Raw genomic sequence first — 23,655 nt, 5'->3', positions numbered from 1 at the left:
CCGCGCGGTCAGCAGTGGGACGGGCGCTTCACGATCGTCGTGGGCGGTGACCCTGGCTCGCCGGAGAGCGTGGCCCGCAACGCCGGGGACGAGATCCGTCGTGGCGACGGGTTCGGCTGGCAGGAGGGGCAGCCGATCTGGGTCGTCGCCGCGGACGGTCTGCAGTGGAGCCCGGCACAGCTCACCGAGTTCACCAGCGCGCTGACCACGGAGCTCGAGCAGCCGGTCACCACGTCGAACGAGGTGCTGCCCGTCAGCGCGGTGCCCGAGATCGTGTCCACTGTGGACAGTGTCAGGATCGCGCCGGTGGTGGGGCCGGAGCCGGTCGTGTTGCCCGATGGCCGTGGCGTCCTGCTCGGCGCGGCGGAAGCCCCGGCGGGCGAGCTTTGGCAGGACAGGTTCGCGCTCGTCCTCGGTGGCGAGCAGGGCGACCCGGCGGAGCTCGCCACCCGGCTTTCGACGCGGCTGCAGTCTTTCGGACACGACGGCCGCCCGGTGTGGGTCGTGCCGGGCGCAGAGCTGAACTGGACGGAACCCCAGCTCGCGGGTTTCACGACCGCGTTGGCGACACTGGGATTTGACGCGCAGATCGCCCGGAATGCCTTCGCCCCGCCGGAAATCCGGGTGAGCACGCTGCTCGACGCCATCGCCGGGCTCGAAGGCGCGTTCGTCCATCCGGTTCCGGCGTTCTCGCTCGACGCGCCGATGCACTACCTCGTTCAGCTCGCGAGCGAGACCTACACCCGCGACGCGCGGCAGGTGCTCGACCAGCTCGCCCAACGCGGCCTGCGGCTGACCGAACTGCGGAACGACTGGTACACCGAGGACGGGTTCGGTGTCACCGCGACGTTCGAAGACCCGGCGACGGGGCGCCTGCTGGAAGTGGAGCTGCTGACGGCGGAGGCGGTGGCCGCGCGGCCGCAGTTGCTGATCGCGAGGCAGAACGGCGACTTCGAGGCGCAGGCCCGCACGGTGGCCGCGGTCGCGGTCCCCGCCGGTGTCGAAACGGGATGGGCGTCGCCGGAGCCCGAACCGAGGCCGCGGCCGGTGGATCCCGCGCGGCCGCACGTGTTCACGGTCGAGGTCACGTCCGAGGACTTCGTCCACGGCGCCGAAGCCACCATCGCGGAACTGCGCGCGCAGGGTTTCGAACTGGACACTGTGGACAACGAGTGGGCGCGTGGCGGGCTGGGCGTCACGACCACCTGGAGCGAGCCGGTCACCGAACGCACGGTCACTGTCCGGTTCCTCACGCCGGACGCGACCGCCGCCGAGCGTGCGATCGGCCGACTCGACCGGGCAGATTTCCTGGGCAGGCAAGCGGCCAGGGCGACGGCGCCGGAGCCGGCGGGCGCGGCGCAGGTGTTCCAGCCGAGCAACGCGCGGCCGGATCCGGACTACCGCCCGCCGTCGGTGGCCGAACTCGCGAGGCAAATCGAGGGCGCGACGACCGCGCGGGAGCCCGACGGCGAAGACGGCACGGTCCGTTACCTCGTCACGGTTTCCACCGATGGCTATCGCGAAGCCGAGGAGCAGCTCAACGATTCCCTCGCCGCCAACGGTTATCAGCTCATCACGACCGAGAACCGTTGGTGGCGAGACGGAACGGGCTACGTCACGACGTGGACCGAACCGGTCAACGGCCGCACGCTCGAGGTGCGGGTCACCACCCACGACGCCGCGAACGCACTCGCCGAGATCGCGCGGATCGACCGCAGGCTCGGCTCGCTGGAGGCCTGGGACTCCGACAACGACGTCCTGCGTGACCAACTGCGGGACGAACGCGCCGAACTGACGAATGCCCTGACGCCGCCGGAAGAGGTCTACGAGCGGCCGTTGACGGTGACCGAGCTCGTGGCCGACGCGGAGGGCATCACCGCCGTCCAGACCGCCCCCGGCGAGCTGCTGGTCACCGTGCCCGCCGACAGCTACGCCGAGGACACCGCCTGGCTGCTCGGCGAAATGCTGAGCCAGAACTTCGAACTGTCCACACTGGACAACCAGTGGGCGGACGGCACCGGGCTGGTGCTCACCGCGACCGAGCCGGTCGACGGGCGCACGATCGTGGTGCGGGTGAGCACCCCGGACGTGGTCCGGGCGCAGAGCGAGATCGAGACCCTCGACCGCAGGCTCGGCGCGCTGGAGGCGTGGGACAGCGACAACGAGACTCTCCGCCAGGAACTCGAAACGGAACGCGCCGAAGCCGTCGCCAGGGTCCAGGCGCCCGCTGACGCGGACACCGTCGCGTTGCCCGGCCGGGAGCCCGAGCCCGTCCCGGCCCCCGAACCGGCGCCGGCTCCCGAGCCGGAACGGCAGCCGCTGGCCGACGAGGTCTACGACCGGCTGCTTTCCCAGCTGCGGCAAGAGAACCTACGCCCACACGCCAGCACCGTGCGGCCGAGCTGGTTCGCGGGCCGGGACGCGCGCGCCGCGGTCCGGGACCTCGTCGAGCACATCGTGCGGGACAGCACGGACGTGACCGTCACCCCGACGGAAACCAGGGTGCGCGGCGAGTACGACGGGGTCCGGGCGACGGTGACGCTCGACGCGGGCGGAGTGCCGGTGTCGATCTCCGTCGAGGGCGGTGAGCACACCCGGACGAACCCGGCGGCGGGCGTGCGGACGCTGAACCAGGTGGATGCCGCGCTTGTCAACGCCGACGAGCCCTCGCGGGCCCGGCTCCTCGCGGCGCGCGCCAGGGTGGCCGACGCGGACATGCGGGTGGCGCTCGCGCGTGAGGACGTGGCCAACGGAGAGCCCGGGGCCGAGGTCCGGCTCGCCGACGCGCGCACCACGCTGGCGGACGCGCTCGACGCGATCCAGCCGGTGCTGGACTCCGTGGTCGACGGACCCGAGGTGGTCCGGTTCGACGGCGGGGTGGCACTGGGCGCTTCCGGGCCGCGGCTGGCGACCCTGGCCGAAAACGGCGCGTTCACCGTTGTGGTCGCGGGAAATCCCGGGAACCCGGCAGAGCTCGCCCACCGGGTGGCGCGCGCGGTGCAGAGCGACGGTACGTGGGACGGCAGCGAAGTGCGGCTGCTCCCCGTCGGTGCGGGCTGGACTTCCGCGCAGCTGAACGAGTTCCGCGTGACGCTCAGCGCGGATCTCGGCGCGGACGTGGCTCTGCGGCTGCGGACCCCGATGCGTTCCGGCGTCACGGTCGCGTTCCCCGCCGAGCCCACGGCGTCCGGGGAAGACCTCAGGCGAATGGCGCAGCGGCTCGGCCCTGGCGCGCTGACGCCGGACACCGCGGTGCTGCGCGACGGCTGGGGCGGCGACCTGCACACGCTGCTGGAAACCGTTGCGCGAAACGGGGAACGGACCTGGGACGAGGTCCGCGCGACCTGGTCGGTGCACGGCGTGTACGAGGGTGTCGAGGCCACCGTCGTGGTCGGGCTGGACGGCGCGATCCGGTCCGTGGAGCTGGCGCCCGGCGAGCACGTTGAGGTCAACCCGGCCGAGCCGCGGCCGCCCGTGCCGGGGATGGCCGCCGCCCTCCGCAACGCCGACAACGACGGCCGCGCGGCCGTCAACGGCGCCCGCCGCCGGCTCCGGCTGGCCGATCTGCGAGCCGCCAAGGACGGCGTCACCGGCGAAGTGACGCCGGAGCAGGCCGAGGCGTTGCGTGAGCTGCGGAAGGCGATCCTCCATGCCCTGGCGGGATTGTCGGTGCCCACCGGGGAGCCGTCGCTGGCGGCGATGGCCAGTATCGTGGCGCAGCTCGGCGACTCCGGTTCGTATGCCGGGCGCGTCATCGCGGCGGTCGACGCCGCGCTGCGGGACCCCGGGGCGGACGGCCCGGCGTTGCAGGCGATCCGTGACGACGCGGTCGAACTGTCCTATTTGGACCTGGTCACGGTCGACGAGCCGGAGCACGCCGGTGAGCTGCTGGAGCAGGCGGCGGAAATCCGTACGACACTCGCCGCCGCTGTCACCGCAGCGGGGCTGACGATCGCACCGGCCACCACCGTGCCGGACACGCTTTCCAGCCGCGTCGGCGCCGAAATCGCGACGCCGTTCGAGGGCGGGCTGGCTGTCGGTGCGACGGCGGCGCCGGAGGAGGGCCGGTTCACCGTCGCCATCGGCGGCAATCCGGGCGATCCCGGCGCGGTCGCGGCGGAGATCGCGGCGCGGATGCTCGACGGCGGCGAAGCCTGGACCGGTCCACGGGTTCGCGTCCTGTGGAGCGCCGACATCGTCTGGAGCCGCGCGCAGCAGAGCGACTTCGAGGCGGACCTGGCCCGTGCCCTGCACGCGACCGTTTCCCGCGAGACGGCGCCGGTTCCGGTGGTCCCGGACGACTCCGGTGACTCGGGCGACTCCGGGACGGCGCCGGAATGGACGCGCGCGGATGACGGCTGGTTCGAGGCCGGAACCGCCGGTGTGCTCGACCGCGGCCATGGCACGACCGACGATGCGCGGTTCGTCGAGCTTCCGGTCGGCACGCGGGCGGTACTGGACAACGCGGGCGAGGCGCTGCACGTGGTGCTGCCCGACGGGGTCAGCTACGAGCGTGGCCTCGACGGCCGCTGGTCGCGGGGCAGGCTGGGCAGCGGCGAGCTGCAGGTGTCCAAACTGGACGCACCGGTGCGGCTCGACCTCGCCGACGGGTCCACTGTGGAGCTTCCGGCGGAGAGCGAGGTCGTGCACGACCAGGTCACCGGCGAACCGGTGGTCTACCGGCAGGTCAAGAACGAAAACGGCGATCGCCTGGCCGAGCCGCGCGTTTTCGTACCCGGCAGTGAAGGCAGCTGGAGCGAGCCGGCCACCGCGCCGCACCCGGCGGCGTACGAGGCTTGGCTGGCCGCCGCGAACAAGGCGCACGAAACGGCCCGGCTGCTCTACGACATCGCGGCGCGGTCGTCCGAGGACCTCCCGGAGCACCGCCGGCTGACCACCATGAGCATCGACAGCCTGAAGGAGCTGTTGAGCGGTACCAAGGACGACGCGACGGCGGCGATCTTCGAGGTCGCGCGCCGCAAGGACGGCATAGCGCTGCGCTGGACACAGCTGATGGCCACCGAAGCGTTCTACGACGGCGATCTCGTGAACATGGCCGCCGGCGAGGGCAAGTCGTGGGTGTTCCTGGTGGACGCGGTGCGGCAGGCGGTGCGCGGCGACATCGACGCGGCGTTCGCGATCAGCACCAGGGCGAACCTGTCCGACCGCGAGTACGAGCACTACCGTGACCTGCTGACCGAGTTCGGGTTCGACGTGTTCCGGGTCGACCCGGACGGGCCGCCGGTCAAGCTCGTGAAGGGCAAGCCCTCGATCGGCATCGGGACCACCGGCGAGATGGCGTTCTTCTTGCTGAAGAAGGGCGCGCTGCCTGGGCAGCTGCCGAAGGGCACGCGGTTCTCGGTCAGCGTGGACGAGATCGACGAGGCCCTGTTCTACTCCGACTCGCAGTTCATCATCAGCGACGGCGTGACCGAGGCGGCGGATGACGAGGTCGCCGCGCCGGTGTGGTGGGCGCAGGGGACCTTGGACCGGTACCTCGGCGGCAGGCTGACCCCGGAGCACTTCGGCCGCACGGAAGGCCAGCGCGGTGGGCCCGCGAGCCTGACCGAGGAGGGCAGGGCGGAAGTCGAGCGGATCCTCGGGCGGCCCCTGTTCGACTTCGAGCGCGTGAAGCTGGACCTGGCGGCCGCGGCGCGCTGGGAGTACGTGGAGAACGTCCACTACGTCGTCCACAACGGCAAGGTCTACATCATCGACCAGACCACCCACGAGGTGCTCTACGATCCGGAGACCGCGTCGGAGAGCCGGTGGAACGGTGGCCTGGCACAGGCGATCGAGGCCAAGCACGGGCTCACGATCCGCGCCGACGCCGGCTCCAACAAGAGCGTCACCGCCCAGCAGCTCTACGCCAACGAGGCGTTCGTGCGGAAGACGGGCGCCTCCGGCACCGCGGCCGACAAGGAGGACGTGTTCCGCAGGCAGGGTTTCCTCGGCGGCACGACGGACGCGACGGACGACGAGGGGACGTCCGGGAAGATCGTGGACATCGCGCGCTACTACGCGTCCCGCCTCGGTACCACCGACGACCACGTCAGCGAAAACGAGCAGGAGAAGGTGAAGCTGCTCACCGAGCACACCGCCGAAATGCGGAACGGCTCGGGGCGGCCGCAGCTGATCCTGGCCGACCGCAACGACCTCGTCTCGGTGATCTCCGGCGGGCTGGACCGGCTGGATGTGCCGCATATGGCCGTGGACGCGAAGTGGTTCCTGGAGCAGGGCAGCAACCGGGACGTCGCGTTCAAGGAGATCGTCCGCCGGGCGGGCGAGGTCGGCGCGGTCCTGGTCATCAACATGCAGGGCGCCCGCGGCGTCGACATTCCGATCAGCGACGCCGCGAAGGCGCTCGGCGGTCTGCACGTGCGGATCACGGCCCGGTCGAGCGTCTCCCAGGACATCGACATCCAGGGCGAGAACCGCGCGGCCCGCAGCGGTGACCCCGGCAGCGTCGAGTACTACATCGCCAAGGACGACGACGTCTTCCGGCTTTCCCACAACCCCAACGTGCGGCTCGCGGTGGTCCGGTACAGCGACGCGCAGGCCGCGGCGATCGCCAACGACACCAGCACCACGCGAAACGAGCTGGCGCAGGCCGAACAGGGACTCCGCGACCTGGTCGCGGAACTGCAGGCGGACGCGGCCGGGCGCAGGGGCATGCGGATGTCCACCGACGCCAACCCCAACGCCCCGCCCGCCACGAGGACCCCGCAGGGTTCGGCCGCCGCGGCGCTCGACCCCGACGACGAAGACGAGCCACCACCGGAACAACCCGGCGCCGACGCCGATCCGGAGAGCTGGGCCTACGCCGATACCGGCACGCCCGCCCCGGCCGACGGCACCGGGAACCAACGAGATCTTTCGCGCGGGGACGGGTCATCCCCGGTGCGAGCAGGAGATGGTTCGGACTCGGCTCCCCGGAAGGAGGTGTTGAACGGAGCCGATTCGAATACGTCCACCCCTGAGCCCGCGCCTGCCCGCGCGCTCGACGGTTCGGTCGTGCCGGACGAATTGCGGCAGGCCACCGCGGCCGCGCGGAACAGCGTGGTCAAGGTCTGGGTCTATGGCAGGGACGGCCGGACGGTCGGTACCGGGCACGGTTTCGTGGCCGCGAACGGTGTGGTGGTGACCAACAGGCACGTCGCCCGCGTGCCGGGTGCCTACTCCTACGACCTGGAGCTCCCGGACGGGAGCAGCATTCCGGCGACCGTCTTGTCCGGCACGGTGACGAGAAGTGACTGGGCCGAGGCCGCGGAGGAGCTGTTCGCGGATCCCGCCGCCCGCCCGCCGTACCCGACGGAAGACCTGCGCGACGTCGCCGTGCTGACCTTCGACGGCGCGGCCAACCCGTTGCCCGCCCTGCAGCTCGGCCGTACGCCGGAGGCCCGGCAGCTTGTGGCGAGGGTCGGTGCCGGCCAGGCATACGGCCGGATCGTCACCCCGGGCGCGCACAAGCACGGGGTGTTCATCCTGCAGCGCCCCGGCGACTCCGGCTCCCCGCTCGTCGACGAGACCGGCGCCGTCGTGGGCATGGCGACCGAGACCCGGATGGAGGAGCTCGACCCGGAGGTGGCGAGCGCCGTGCTGGGTGTCGAAGATCCGGTGCTGATGCGCAGCAACCGCCGCGGCGCCGTGTCCGCCGGGGTGCTGGCTGTCTACCTGCGACTGCTCGGCGTCGAACCGCTGGTCGCCGACCGTCCGTCCGCTGTCGGCTTCCCCGGTGGGCTGGCGGTGCACGCGTCGGGCCCGGACCTGGAGGATCTGGGCACGCCCGAGGCGTTCACCGTCGCGGTGACCGGCGATCTCGACGCCCCGGCGATCGTCGCGCGGCGGGTGGCGCGCCAAATGGTGGCCGGGGCTTGGCGGGGGGCCGCGGTCCGGGTGGTTCCGCTCGGGGATTCCACCTGGGGCACCGGGGAACTGCGCGAATTCGTGACGGCGCTGGGCCGGGAGCTCGGCGTCGAAGTGGCGTTGGGCAGTGGTAGTCCGCTGGCACCGGGCACCTACGTGGCTTTCCCGCGTGCGCCGCGACTGTCCACGGAGGACGCGGACAAGTACGGCGAGCGGATCGGGCCGGACGCGCAGACGCCGGATACGCGTGTGCTCCGCGCGAACTGGGGCGGCGATCTTCGGGCGGCCGTGGAAAGTGTCGCGGCGAACGGTGAACGGTCGTGGAACTTCGACTACGGGATCTGGACCGTACGCGGTGAAGAGCAGGGCGCCCGCTTCACGGTGACGATCGACGTCACCGGCCGGATCCGCCACGTGCGCCTGCGCGGCGGTGACGCGACCCGGCGAAACCCGGCGGCGCCGTCGCGTACCGTGCCGGGCTTCGCCCATGCGCTCGGCATGGCGGGGAGCGCGCGGAACCTGGCCTTGGTGGAAGCGCGGAACAGGGTGCGGCGTGCGGACATGCGCGTCGCGATCGCTGAGGAGGAAGCGCGCGTTGGCGGGGCGCCCGCGCGCGCGGAGCTGCGACGTGCGCGCGCTGAACAAGCCGAGGCGCTTCGCTTGCTGCGGAAGGCGATCCTGCACGTCGAGGCGCGGCAGCCGATCCACTCGGGCGAGCCGACCCTCGCGGCGATGACGAGCATCGTGGAGCAGTCCGGTGACCCGGATTCCTTCCTGGGCCGGGTGCTGGACGCGGTGGCGAACCGGATCCCCGCTGCCACCGGTCATGAGCGGGTGTTGCTGGACGCTGTCCGCCAGGACGCCATCGAACTATCCTATTTGGACCTGATCACGGCGGATGCCCCGGCCTACGCCGGAGAACTGGCTCTCGAAGCCGCGGAGCTGCACAGGTCGATCGCCGATGCGCTCGCCACACTCGGGCTCAATGTCCGTGCCGGTTCGGCGTTGCCCGGTTTGCTGTCCGGCCAGGTCGGGGTCGTGGCGATCAGGGACTTCGGCGGCGGGCTCGCGATCGGGGGCGTGCCGCTGCCCGCGCCCGAGCGCTTCACCTTGTCGTTGGGCGGAAATCCCGGCCACCCGAACGTCGTCGCGGCCCGGGTCGCCGCGCGGATGCTCGAGGGTGCGGAGCGCTGGACCGGCGAGCAGGTGCGTACGGTCTGGGGCGCCGACACGACGTGGTCGCTCGCGGAACAGGAACTCTTCGAAGCGGACCTCGCGCGGCTGCTGGGGGTGACGGTCGCCCGCGAGTCCTTGCCGCCGGGCCCGGAAGCGCCGCCACAGCCCGCCGACGCCAGTGTCGGGGCGCCGCAGCCGGTTTTCCAGGCGCCGACGACAGCCAGGCCGCTCGGGATCGTCGGCAGCGTCGTGCTGCGCGGGATCGAAGACAGCGTCCGCGCGCGCTTCGCCGGGCGCGACGTGGAAGTCGCCGCCTACGAGATCGCCGATGGCGAGGTCGCCGTGCGGCTCACCGCAGGCTGGGGCAACCCGGATGTGTGGCTGATCGCCGGGAACCACCGTTCGCTGGAAGGGGAACAGCGCGACGACGGCCTGCTGCGGCTTCGCCTGCCCGCGTTCGACCCGGACTCCGCGAAGATCATCGCCGACCGGCTCTTCGTCGCGGCCGAGCAGCGGAGCCCGGCTGAGACGCCGGGCTGGCCGTTGCGCATGGCGGCGGAGGCGCGCCGCGATCTCGAAGGGCGAATCCTTGCCCAGTACGGAATCCGGGCCGACGTCAAGGACACCCCTGGTGGGCTGCTGATCACCGCCGCGGACCGGTACGGCGAGTACCAAGTGCCCGTTTCGCTGCACAACGGCGCGTGGCCGACGCTCGCGCTCACCGTGCCCGGTGAGCGGCACACCCATCGGCTGAGCGTGCTGTCGGCTTCGGATTCAGTGGCCATTGTGGACAGTCTCCGGGCCGTGCACCTGCACCGCGCCCTCGTTTTCGGTGTCGCCGAAGCTTTACCGGACCCCGTGGTCGGACGTGAGGCGCAGGCCGACGCCGAGGTCCGGAAGTCGGCCGCGGACATCGCTTTGCTCGAAGAGGCGTTGCGGCTCCGCGACGGCCACAACCTCGCCGTCGTTCGCGACAAGTTGAACGACGCGCGGATCCGGCACGCCGCGAACCTCCGGAAACAGCAGGCCGCCCGCGTCGATGCGGAACGGACGCGCCGGATCGCGGTGGGCGACCTGCGCGCCCGAATCGCGGCGCAACGCGGCACCGAGCCCGGAATCCCTCCGGCGGAGCCGTGGCGCGGCGCCCCGCCCGCGAGCGCTTCGCTGACCGGCCATCTGCAATACGCCGTGTCTCAGCAGGAACAGCTCTGGATGCGGACGATCACGCTCGCGTCGGCCAGGGCGAGCGGGCCCACGTTCGCGTGGGCCGAGGAAGGCGCGCGCCGCTCGTTGGAGTTCCTGCGCGGCCAGGTCCGGCCGTTGGTGCAGCAGTACACCGACGACGCGGCGCGGGGTGACGTCGCCGCGGCAGGCGCCACGTTGCAGCGCGTGAGCGAACGGATCCGGGCGTACAACGAGTTCGTCCAGTCCGTGCTCGACGCCGACGTGGCCGGGGTGTTCGCGGACCTCCTGCCGGACCAGCTGGTGTCCGTGCACCACACCGACGGCGCGGTCGCGCCCGTCGCGACCATGGCGGACGGGCGACTGTGGGTGCCGGAGACCACGAACCCCGAGGCGCTGCGGAATCCGGCGGGCCCGCTGCTCCACGACCCGCTGGGCCCGAACTACGGCGGCGTCTTCCGGCTCACCACCGACCGGAGCACCGGCAGCGACCGGTACTCGTTCGACACCCAGGTGCTGGTGGCCGGCCTGTACCGGACGCTGCTGGAGGCCAAGGGGCTTCGCGGTGCCGAACTGGAGGACGAGGTCGCGGGCTACACGGGTTTCCTGGCCAGTGCGCCGGTCGTGCCGCGGCTCGTCGGCAGCCAGCTGGTCGAGGTGTTCGGCCACGCCCTGTACGACACGATCGAGATGAACCGCGGCGCCGCGGGCTTCCCGGAGAACGCGGCCTTCGCCGGAAACCTGGCGCGGCTGCGCGGTTTCTACGGCGAGCGGCTCCGGCTCGACGACACCGGCCCGATGGTCCAGACGCACGTGCGGGTGCTGGCGATGCTTCCCGACGCGGTGCACCGGGTGATCGCGCAGGCGATCGCCGACCGCGACGGTGAACTGAACATCGGCACGGGTTACGCGCGCTACGTCGGCGGCCTCGCCAAGGACGCTTTCACCAGCCTGCACAGCGACTACCACCGTGATCTCCGGCTGGACCACACCCACGGGCTCACCGAGTACGACAGCACGCGGATCACCATCGGTGGTTCCGAGTACGTTGCCTTCTCCCCGGACGGTGAACCGGACGGCAGGACGATGATGCATCTCGGCGGGCTGATGGCCGTGAGCCAGACCGGCAACCTGCTGCGGATTTCGGTACACGAGATTTCGCACCTGCTCAGCAGGTTCTTCGGCCCAGGGCCGGGCGAGCCCGCGGAGAACACCCCCGCGTGGACGGCGCTGCACGAGCTGGCGATCGCGTTGCCGGGGCAGCAGTTCAGCGTCTTCTCCTCGGTCAAGTCGCGTGGGGAGGTTTTCGCCGACCTACTGGCGGACTACCTGGCGGATCTCGCGGCGCAGGAACTCGAAGGGCATCAGGAATGGCCCACGCTGGGCACCTCGCTCGGGGTGGATCTGCCGCCCGCGGCGCCCGCGGTCGAGTTCCAGGGCGAGGTGCTGACCGTCCGGCTCCACGGTGCCGACCGGCCGGGCCCGGCCCTGCGCCTGCCACGGAACGGGGCCCCGGCCGTGGTCGGCTCGCGTGCCGGGATCGCCGTGTCCGAAGACGAAGCGCGCTTCATCGACGAGGCCGGCCGGGTCACGTCGATCTCGCGCGACCCGGCCACCGGCGCCAGGTCCGTGCGCACTCCGGATGGCACGACGACAATCGTCGCCGCTGATGGACGGGTGGAGGTCTACCAGTACGAAGAGCTGCTGGTCGCCTTCGCCGCGGATGGCACGGTGCTTCCCGGCACGGATCCGGCGAGCCCGTTCCAGGTCGGCGGCGCGCAACTGCGGCTGGACGCGGGCGGGTGGGTCCGCGCGCACTCCGAGGACGGCACGGTCCGGGTTCAGGCCGGTGGCGGGGCGATCGAGGTGACCTCGACCGGGAACCGGACACCCGGCGGTGTCGGGGTGGACGAGGTGCTGCGGCAGGTCGTCGAGTACTTCGGTGAGCTGCTGGCGCAGCGGGGAACCAGCCAGGACGTCCGCCGGTCGTGGAACGCCGAGGCGAATGTCCGCCGCTCGCACACGCCGCTGACCTATCTGCGGTTCTGGCTGGACGGGCCGTCCGCGGTCCCCGGGTTCGAAGCGCGGTCCGGTTTCGACCGTGCCCTCGGCGACGAGCTGCAGCGGCGTTGGGCGCACGTGCTCGACCGGCTCACGAACGCGGCCTCGTTCCTCGAGTACGCCGACCTGCTCGCCGAAGCCCACGAGGTGATCGAGCGGATCGACGGGCTACTGGAACAGTGGGCGCGGGTCGCGGCGACGGAAGCACCGGTCCACCGGTTCGCGGCCGGAGTCGCCTTGTCCCACGCGCGCAAAAGCGCGATCTGGAGCGATCTTTCGGCGCCGTTGTCCGCCGCGATGCTCGACCGGCAACCGTACGACGGGCAGGTGGTCTCCCAGGCGTTGCTGAGCGCGGCATTGCGGGTCCGTGGTGTGTCCGATGTGGACCCTGGGACCGTGCTGGAGCCGGTGCGGGACGCACGCACGCAGGGCGACGCCTTGCGGCAGATCCTTGCCGCGCGGGGAATCCCGCTCAGCGCAGGGGACAGCGAAGCCGTCGTCCCCCGGCCGCTGAGCGCGGCGGTCATCGCGGAGAACGCGGACTGGAGCACGCTGCCAGGGCTGAACCTCGGTATGGGCCTTGGCAACCAGCACGCACCGGCGGAGGAGCGGGTGCCGGGCCGCGACACCGTGGAACCGGCCGAACTCGTGCTGAGCCTGCCGGTTCCCGAGGGCACGGAAGGCGAAGTCGTCCCGGCGGCGCTGCGCGACGCGATCACCGCGCGGCGGTTCGAGCTGGGCAGCGACATGGTGCTCGGTGATCTCCGCGAGGACACCGGAGACCTGCTCGGCACCTGGGAGATGGGGTACCGCGGCTCCACCCAGTGGCTGATGACCGCGGTGATCGACCCGGCCGCGACGGCGGTCCGCCTGCGGTTGCCGGGTTTCCGGCTCGTCGGCGGGGAGTGGACGGCGGACGGGCCGGTGGTACTGGTGCTGCCCGGGCTGCCGCCCGCCGGGGCCGCGCGCGACGCCTTCCTCGACGAGGTTCTGCGCGCCCTCAACGAGATTTCCGGATACCTGGAACGGTCGCTCAGGAGCGCGGGCCCGGTCGATGTCCGGCCCGTCATGCCGACCGAGCCCGAGGTCGACCTGACGGCCATCACGCGGATGCACGAGATTTTCGACGCGGGCGAGAACCTTCCTGCCGAAGCGGAGACGATCCGGCAGTGGGGCCGCGAAGCGCTGGCGGAACTGGAGGAGGCCGCGCGGCAGTTCGCCGCCGATCCCGCCAGTACTCAGGCCGCCGATCGTGGCGTCGAACTCGTCCAGCTGGTGGAGGATCTCGCCACCGCGTACGGAAACCTGACGGGACAACCGATTTCGCTGCTGGACCCGTCCGTGGTGAGCGCGCTGCGGCCGGTCTCGGGCTGGGGCCGGGTGGACGCGATCGGCTACTTCGTGCATCGGTACCTGGTTCCGGGCGACGCCTATTCGGCGTACCGGCGGCGGGTGGCCGACGTGCCGGCGGATTCCTCGCTGCTGAGGGTGATCGGCGAATCCCGTTTTGCCGAAGGGTTGCTGCGTGACGCCCACACCCGGCGCAGCGCGCAGGCGATGGTCCTCGGCCTCGCGCGGTCGACCGGGGCGAGCGTGCCGGTGGACACGAACACCCGGTTCAGCCGCGAGGTGCCGGATGCCGATCCGGAAGCGATCGCCGAGCGCCTCCGGGTGTTCTGGGCCGGGCTGAGCGAGGACGATCGCGAGTGGCTGGAAAAGTTCCAGGACAAGAACCCGGAACCGAACCGGTATCTCGCGCATCTCGCGCGCTGGCGAGGAGTGCGGGCGGCCCGGCCCGCCGTACCCGATGGCGCCGAGGACATCGGTGTCATCGCCGAGAACGCGGCGCGGATCGTCCGCGACGCGCCACTGGCGGACGAACCCCGGACCTTCCTGCGCGGCACCAAGATCACCGCCGAGCAGTACGCCCACCTGCTCCGGCTCGGTGGCGGGATCGACCCGATGGCCGCGGTGCGGGACGGCATGTTCCGCGAGGGCTCGGCGATTGCGTTCCCCACGCTGAACTACGCGACCACCGACGCCGAGCTCGCGGAGCTGTTCGGCAACGCCGACGGGGTGCCGGTGCTGATGCGCGTCACCACCCGCGACTGGGTGCCGTTGCACGCGTCCGGGAAGCGGAACGAGGTGCTGCTGGCGCCGGAGTCCCTGCTGGTGGTGGAAAGCCGGATCGTCACCGGCGCCGACGGGCGCCGCAGGCTCATCGTCGACCTGATCGGCGAGAGCGCCGAACAATCCACTGTGGACACGACCGGGCGTGCAGACCGCGCCGAGATGGACATCATCGAGCAGACGATCCGGGCGCGCTTCGCCGGTACCGAGGTGGTCGTCAACGCCTACCGGATCCGGGACGGCGAGGTCGTGGTCAGGCTCGGGCATCCGGGCGCGGAGCAGGACATCTGGCTGACGGTGGGCACCGGTCCGGCTGTCCCCGAATGGTCGTACTTCGCCGCGGCGCGGGAACACCGGCCACTGCTGCCGACCGACCTCGTCCAGCGCGACGAGAACGGCTTCTTCCGGCTGCGGGCGCCCGGGGTGTACCAGGTGGACCGATTGTCGGCCCCGATCATCGCCGACAGCCTGTATGCCGCGGTGCTTTCGCTGATCTCCGCCGGGGAGATCACCGAGATGGGCGAGCGGCTGCCGGAATCGGTTCCGCGGTTGACGGGGGAGCAGCGCTGGCGGCTTGAGCGCGAGATCGAACTGCGGCTCGGCGCCTCGGTCCGCGCGGTGCGTGTGCGGGCCGAGTCTGATGGCCTGACCGTCGAGATCCACGACAGCCATGGCGTGTACCGGATCCCGGTGACCTACCAGCAGGGCGCGAGTGGCCCGAACCTTTCCCTGCTGCGTCCGGCGGACTGGGACACGCAGTTGGTCCGGATGCCAGCGAGCGCCGAACCGGACGTGGCCGGGATCGCGGAAAGCGTTGCCGCCGTGGTGTTCTACCGCGCCGTCGTGCTGCGCACGGGCTCGCTGCCGCCGGTTCTGCCGCCGCCCGCCGTCGTCGCCTCGGTCTACAGCGACCCGCGCCGGGAACGTGCGCTCGCCGCGGCTCGCCTCGGCCGTACGGTGCGGGTCGCACCGCCCGCGTGGTGGGGCGAGAACTCCCCAGCCGAGGGGACCATCGCCTGGCACCTGCAGAACTCGGTGGATCTGACCGAAGACGGCTGGGCGCGGTTGATCGCCGCCGCCGAGGCGATCGGTGGACAGTCCTATTCGGACGCTGCCGCGCAGGGCCGGAGGGCGCTCGCCTTGCTGCGGGACGAGATTCGCCCGCTCGTCCAGTGGTACAGCGACGTCGCCGTCACGCGTCAGGTCGTGCCGGCCCAGCAGGTGCTGGTCGAACTCAGCGCCGCCATCCGTGCGTACGACGATCTGGTCCGGCTCGTGCTCGACCAGGACGCCGATCGGGTTTTCCCGGACCTGCTGCCGAACCAGCCGTTGTCGGGAGAGTGGCCCGTGTTCCTGGCAGGACTGGGAATCTGGGCGCCGCGGCCCGACAACCCCCACCTGCTCCGCAATCCGCTCGTGCCGGAGCTGTTCGACCCGCTGGGCACCGAATACGCGGCGATGGCGGTGCTCAGCACCTACCAGCACACCGACGGCCGCCAGTACTTCAGCTTCGAATCCCAGACGTTGCTCGTCGCGATCTACCACGCCGCGCGGCAGGCGGAAGGGTCGGCCGGCGAAGCACTCGCCCGGGAAGTGGCCGCCTACGCCGAGTTGGTCCGCGTCAGTCCGGCGGAGGCCGGGATTTCCGGCAGGCGGGTGGCCGTCGTGCTCGGGCCGGACGGCAGGCTGCGGCAGCCGGTCGCGCCACGCGATGGTGGCCCGGAAGCCGGCTGGGCGACGCCTTCCCTGCCACGCGGGATCCCGGGGCAGTCCATCGTCCTGGCCTCCGGCGGCGAGCAGCAGGAGCGGAAGCCGGACCCGGCTCGTGCCCGGCTCGCGGAAGCGCGGGAAGAGCTGAGCCGAGCCGAAGCGCGATTGCTCGCCGCAACGACTCCGGCCGAACTCGCCGACGCGCGGGCAGCCGTGAACATGGCCCGGTACTACTACTTCGCGGCGCAGGAAGCGCTCGAGCCTGTCGAGCCGGTCACGGGTGAGGCGCCCGCTTCGACCATGCAGGAGGCGCCGGGCTCTGTCGAGCTGGCGCGCGAAGTGCTCGCGGCGGTTCCCGGCCGGGGAGCGATGCGGCGGCGCGTGGTCCGGTTCCTGGACAAGTACGTCCCGCTGGCCACCCGGCAAGGCCGGCTCAACCGGCAGGAAATGGCGGCGGTCCGGCTGCTGGAGCGGTTCGCCGCCGACGTCCGCGAGTACAACGCCGACCTGGAGTCGACGAGGGCGTTCGCGGAGGCGCTCGGCGAGGAATGGACCGCGAGGAGCCATACCCGCGACGTCGATCGTGCTCCGGAACCGCTGAGCGAGGATTGGGCGCGCCGGACGGTGTTGCGCCTGGACGGCCGGTACTTCGACACCGACACCCGGATCCAGCTCGCGGCGTACTACCGCGCGTGGCTCCGCACGACGGGCGTCACGGGCCGTGACTTGGAGAAGCAGGTCGAGGAGTACTTGGAGTTCCTGCGCTTCACGCCTGCGGACCCCGCGCGCGCCGGACAGTCGATCGCCGACGCGCTGCCGGTCTACCCGTACCACGCGCTTTCGGACACCCAGGCCGAGATGCCCGGCGAAGTCGAGGAAACGCGGAACCGGTTGTCCGCGCGTTACTCCGGCCGCCTGGTCGTCGACAGCCCGCATCCGGCCGCGTTCGCCCAGCTCCGGCTGCTCGATCGGCTCCCGGATGACGTGCACCGGGTCCTCGCGCAGCGGCTGGCCACCACCGGTACCGCACTCCACCTCGGCGCCGATCCCTATGTCGGCCTGACGGCACGCGACATCTTCGCCGGGCTGCACGAGGGACACCAGCTGCTTTCCTTGCCGGGCAAGCTCGACGCGGACGGCTCGGCGTTCCTGCGCTCGCTGGGCCCTGTGCTCGTCGGGGCCATCGGCGAAGCTGCGGTGCTGGACCTGCTTGCGTCCCTGCCCGCGCCGGATGGCCGGAGCCTGGAAGCCGCCGAACTCGCCGGCGCCTACCTGGCGGGTTTCGCCGGGACGGCGGGAGCGCTGGACGAGCTGTTCGACGTCTACGTGCCCACCGAGCCACCGCGGGTGCTGGTCGACGACGACTCGGTCACGGTACACGCGCTTTCCGGTGCGGCGGCCGGAATCACGGTAACTGTCCAGATTGGACAGAGCGGCCTCTCGGTGACCGCGTCCGGCAGGCGGTACGAGGCGGTCGACGCGCCGGGCGTCCGGCAGCTCGAGGACGGGCTCGAACTCGAAGACGGCCGTCGTGGCACCAGGATCAGGACCACCGGCGGCACCATCGAAATCGCGCGCGCCGACGGGGTGACGATCACGGTCGCCGCCGACGGGGCCGTGCGCGTCGAGCGGGACGAGCACGTTGTGTTCGAGAGCGACGCGCGGCGCACTGTGGTACCGGGCCCGGGGCAGCATCTGGCGCCCGGCCCGGAGGACACCGTCGGGTACTCCGCCGACCAGGCGGTGGACGTCCGGCTGGGCTCGGACGGCCAGGTCCGGATCACCGGCGCGCCAAGGACTTCTCCGCTCGGCTTCACCGCGTCGGACGCTTCCGGCCTGGTCACCCGGTTCTTCGAAGGCCAGGTGCGCGGGTCGCACGCCGACCGCTCGCGGCTGGCGGACTGGCTCCGGCGGGCGTCCGAAGTGGACAATCCGATCGGCGCGCTGCGGGACTGGGTCAGCCGGGACCCGTTGCTGCGGGAAAACGCCGAGCTGAAGCGGTTGCTGCGGCCGGGGCCGGATGTCGAGTGGGCGTCGGTGCGGGGTGAACTGCTGTCCGACCTGAGTGCGCTTTCGGTGCCGGCGCTGGCGGGTCTGCTGGGCCGGGCACAGGACGCGATGGCCGGCACCGATGCGGTGGTGGCCGCCGTCGCCGAGAAGGTGCGGGCCATCCGGCCGGACCTGGGCACCGCGGTCGCGTTCGACCGGATGCTGGCGGAGTCGGGCTGGCAGGCCATCCGCGGCACCGAGGACCTGATGTCGCCGCAGTTCCTCGCCCGCGTCCAGCACGGCCACGACCCGCTGGCGCAGGCCTTGCTGCTCAACGCTTTCCAGACGCTGTTCACGCCTTTCCTGCCCGAGCGGTTCGCCCGCGCTCTGCCCGGCGTGGGCACGTGGGCGGATCTCGCCGCGGCGCTGGAGCCGAAACAGGGCGTCGGTAACGACGGGATTTCCGTCGCCGACGTACTGCGCGAGGTGGACAGGGCGTTCGAGCGGAGCAAGCTGGGCGTCCAGCCGGCGGCCGACGCTCTCCTCGAACGCGTGCGCACGGGCTTGGCCGTCCGCGGAATGCCTGCGGAACTCGGTCGGAAACTGCGCCTGCTGCGCGATGCGCACGTGAAGCGTGATCTCGGCGCGATCGTTCCTTGGCTCGACGCGGTGCGGGGCGAGCTTTCCGCGCTGGCCGGGGCCGGGGTCGACGTCCTCGGGGCGGAACTGGCTCAGGAGAACGAACTCACGAGGTCCCGGGCGGCAGAGGCGCTGCGCCTGATGCGAGCGGCCACTACGGCGGTCGAGGGCGGGACGATCGGCGCGTTCGTGAGCGAGCTGGACGTGCTTCCCGGGCAGGCGGCCGAAACCGTGAGCCCGCTGTCCCTCGAAGACCGCGCGATCGCCGAGTTCGCGTTGGCACACCTCGGAATCCAGCCGGGTTCGTGGCGGCTGGAGGTTCGCCTCGACGAGTCGGGCTACCGGTTGTTCGCCGACGGCAGCCATGTCGCCGACGTCACCGTGCACCGTTCACCTGGCGAACTGGTGCACCGGCTCGCGGGCCTCGACAGGGCCAGGCTGAACGACGTGGTGCCGGGGCGCGTCCACGGGGCCGCGTTGGTCCGCACGGCGGAAGGGGACGCCGGGATCCTGGTCGAAGCACCCGCCGGGGATTCGTTGCGGGAGATAGGGACCCGGTGGGAGCAGGGGGACCGGCGCGCGCGGGAGGAGGCGTACGCGCTCGTCGGGCACGCTGCGGAAGCCGAGGCACGGTTCGCTGTCGCCGCGGGCGAGCGGTGGGCGCTGGCCGCGGGCGCGAACAACTGGCTCAGCCTCGCCGCGTTGCAGCTGGAATGGGTATCCACGGCGCTCCGGCGGTCCGGCGCGAACCAGGCGGAGGTCACCGCGCTGAGCGACCGGCTCGGCCGCGCGCGCCAGGCCATGGAGCGGTTCGCGGCCTGGTCCGGTAACACGCCGCTCACTTCCGGGCTGCGGTACAGCGCCGGGGACCAGGCGCGGCTGGCCACCGACCCGGTCGGCGGGGTGTCGTTCCTGGCGCCCGGTGGGCTTTCCGGACTGGCCGGGAACAGCATGGCCGAGGAGATCGCGGCGGCGTTCGGTGGTCATCTCGAGCTGGCGGCGGAACTGAGCAGCCACTACGAATCGACCCTGCGACGCGGCCTTGAGCGGAACGTCGAGCTGTACCACGGCGTGAGCGCCGAGCTGTCCCGCGAAGTGGAGGAACAGGGCGCTGCGGCACAGGAGGATCCGGCGGTCGCGGCGCGGCTGATCGAGCGGATCAGCCGGGACCTAGGAATCGGCGAACCGGCGGCGCGGCACTCGCTCGACGACCTCCCGGTGGCCGAACTTGTCGCGCGGGTAAGGGAAAACCTTGGCTGGCGGCCCGAGCCGCCGAGCCTGCGCGTGCTCGAAAACGCCAGTGGAACGGCGGAAATCGAGCAGGCGAAGGCGGCGTTGGGAGACGAGCTGGCCGCGCTGGCCCGGCTCGGTGTCGATCTGCTGCCGGAGCCGAGGCAGGCCGCGCTCGCGCGGATTTTCGCTGCCGTGCGGAAGTTCTTCACCGGAGTGCCAGGGCGTCCCCGTGGGGTGCATGCGCTGGGCAGGCGCGAATTCGTCGCGGCGCTGCCGGAGATCGACGGGATCGACCCGGCGCGGCCGATCGCCCAGCAGCACGAAGCCTTGCGTGCCTTCGCCGCGGACGCCCTCGAAGTCCCGGCCGGTGAGCTGACGATCTCCAGTCCCTACGGCGATCCTGAAGTCCACCTGGTGTCCGATGGCGACGGGCCGCGCGCGACGCTCACTGTCTTCGACGAGATCGGGGACCGTGACCCGGCCACCCGCCCACACGACCGCATCGGCAGGCTCGCGGCGACCCTGCACGGTTACGAGCAGCTCGCCGAGTACGCGGGCGGGACCTTCGACGTGCCCGAGGTGTACTCGGCGGGGCGGGTTTCCGGCGGGATCACCAGGGCAGTGCTGCTGACCTCGGTCGCGCCCGGCGTGACGCTGCGAGAAGCCCTTGCCGCCGTTCGTGACGCGGAGACGGACGAGGCGCGCGCGGAGGCGGTGGCCACCGCGCGGCGGATGGTCACGAGGATCGCGCGAACCTACGCGGACGTGCAGAGCGGGCCCGAGTCGATCCGGCTGGAAGCCACGGTGGAAGCCATCTTGGCGGAAACCGGTGTCTTCCCGGGAGAAGCGGCGCTGCGTGACGCCCTCGGCAAGCTGGCGGAGTCCAGCGGCCGGGCCGCGTTGTCGCTCGGCGACATGGGCGAAAACCTGCGCTACGACTACGATTCCGCGACCGGCGGCGAGCGGCTGACGCTCTCGGCGCCGGAGCACCTCCGCTTCACGGCTGACCTCAACGGCGTCTCGCTGGCCGCAGGGCAGCCGCGAGAAGAACTGGTCGCGCTCGCGGCCGCGATGGAACTCGACGCCGCCGTACCCGGCCTGACCGACGAGCTCGCGGACCTGTTCGGTGAGACGTACTTCGACGCGGTGCGGCCCAGCGGGGCTCGCTTGCCCGAGCCGGCCGCCGTGTGGGCCCGCGCGATCGAGTTGGCCGAAGACCGGCTCCGCACTGTCGAACAACAACTGCGGGGAGCCGCTCCGGAGAATCAGACCGCGGCCCGTGACGCGGTGAACGCGGCTCGTCTCCTGCGTGCGGAAATGACACGTGCCGCGGCGGAATTCGCTTCGACGAGGCCGGTCGCCGTTCCCCTGACCTCGAAGGTGAACGAGGCGCTGAAGCAGTGGAACCGGGCCTTGTTCGAGGCCTGGGATCCTGGGTTCACGGTGCGGTTCGGCGAGCAGGCCGACGTCGCCGCGACGCTGATGAGCGAACTGATTTCGAGCCTGGAGCCGATGCTGCAGCTGGCGTTCCACTTCGACAGGGCGGTCGACACCGGCGAAGTGGCCGAGGCTTCCCGGCTCCTCAGTCTGCTCCGCAACGAGGTCCGAGACTTCACCACGCTCGTCGACGAAGCGATGGGTGTCGACGCCGTGCGCGCCGCGGTCATCGGCGATCCGGCGTTTGCCGATCCGCTGGACGTGTTGTCCGCCGGTCCGCTCGAAACGTCCACAGTGGATGAACAGACCCGGCTCGCGGCGCGGTCCCAGGTCGCGCTGGCCGCCCGGCGGCGCGAGGTGCTCGAAGCCGCGGGGCTGACCGGCGCCGAGCTGATCGGTGAGGTCCAGGGCTTCGCGGACTTCCTCGCGAAGACACCGGTGAAGGCCGGGCTGTCCGGCATCACGGCGGTCGACGTGATCGCCGCGTCTGCCCCGGTGGCGTCCGAGAGCGAGGAGCTGAGCCGCCTTCGCCAGATCTATGGCGAGCGCCTCGTGATCGACGACCCCACGCTGGTGGCCGCCTTCGACGCCTTGCCCGAGGCGATGCACCGCCGTTTGGCCGCGCGCGCCGCCGCCACCGGTACGCAGGTGTACGTGGGCGCGCGCCGCGGAATGCCGCTGAGCGCGCTCTTCGAGTCGTACCCGGAGACGGAATCGCGGGAGCTGAGGTTCGCGCCGGGGACCGCGGCGATGGCCAGCCTGCTCGACACGGGCGCCGGGCCCGAGCGCGAGCTGCTGCTCCAGACCGTGCTTTCCCTTGGCGGACACCGGATCCCGGCGGAGCTGCAGGAAAACCCGGACGCGCTGCTCGCACAGCTGGTTACTGGATACCACGTCGACCGCGCCCCTGAAGGAGCCCCGCGCGAAACGCTGGGCCTGCGCGCGATGTTGGGCGCGCAGCGGCGGACCCCGCGCCTCACCATCGGCGCGGAGGAGGTGACCGTGCACCTCGACGGCGGGCACTCGGTCACTGTGCCCAGGGTCGGGGAGCTGATGATCGACGGCCCGACGCGCTTGCCAGAGGGCCTGTCCCTCGACCGGGCGCGGGTCCAGATCGCCGGTGTGGTCATCGATCGCACGCGCGGCCGGATCACGGTCCAGGGGCCGGACGGGGTTCGCGTCGTCCTCGGCCGCCGGGGCGAGGTCGAGGTGCGCAGCGGCGAGCAGCTGGTCGCGGCGCTCGACGCCGACCGCACGCTGCGCGACACCGACTCGACGGCACGGGTGATCGCGGGCGGCTTCACGGTCCTGGCCGGCACTGTGCGGCTGAGCGCGGACGCCACCGGAGTCGTCCGGCTGACCGGCGCCGCCAACCGGACTTCGGCGGGCGTTTACGCCGAGAACGTGCTCGCCAGGGTCGAAGCCTTCATCGAGAACAACGTCGAGCGGGTCGAACCGGACCCGGCGTGGCTCATCGAGTGGTCGAACCTCGGCGGCACCCTCGAATCGCCGCTGGCGGCGCTGGCGCGGTGGCTGGAGAGCGACCCGCCGGGTGCCGTCTGGTCCACTTTCGACCTCGCCGAAGTCCGTCGGCTGCACCGGTACTGGCAGGAGACCACGGAACGGATCGACTCGGCGGACTCCACGCCGGACTGGCCCGCGGTGCTGATGCGACGGCGTCAGCTGGTGGCCGACACCGTTTTCCTGATGAACCGGTGGGCCGAGGCGGCCGGGCAGGTGCCGCCCGGCGAGCGGTTCGCCGCCGGGCTCGCGGTGGAGCGGGCCTGGCACGAGACGGGCTGGCACCGGCTCTCCGCGATGGGTGACCCGCTGTCGCTGGAGTTCCTGGACCGTGCCCAGCACACCGGCGACATCGTCGGCCCGCTCCTGCTCGCGGTGGCGCTCGAACACCACGGCTACGTGGGTGACGTCGCGCAGCTCGTGCGGATCGCCGAGCAGAAGGACGCGTACGACGGGATCACGCTCGGCGACCTCGTCCGGCTCGCGATCGAGGGCCTGCCCGGTGAACACCTGCGTGACCGCGCGGACGGGCTGACCGAGGCGCAGCACGAGGCGCTCGGCGAGATCACGGCCGCGGCCGATCCGCGGGAGCGAATCCGGAAGCTGAAGAAGCTGAGGGGTTTGCTGCGCGAAGCCGACATGCAGTTCCCGTCGCCGCGAGCGCACGCGCCGGGGCGTCGGGCCACCGCTGCGGAGATCGACAAGGCACCC

General features: G+C 71.7%; 1 protein-coding gene (running past both ends of the window). It reads left to right on the top strand.

The whole window is internal to a trypsin-like peptidase domain-containing protein gene (locus FPZ12_RS18190) on the top strand: the coding sequence, 88,989 nt in all, runs 6,963 nt past the left edge and 58,371 nt past the right edge, and what appears here is coding positions 6,964–30,618 — codons 2,322 (complete) to 10,206 (complete); the first complete codon in view begins at window position 1. Both codon boundaries (start and stop) fall beyond the window edges.

Source organism: Amycolatopsis acidicola (genome assembly GCF_007713735.2).
Classification (GTDB): Bacteria; Actinomycetota; Actinomycetes; order Mycobacteriales; family Pseudonocardiaceae; genus Amycolatopsis_E; species Amycolatopsis_E acidicola.
The sequence above is the reverse complement of the archived record's forward strand: the minus strand, read 5'-3'. Positions and strand labels throughout refer to the sequence as shown.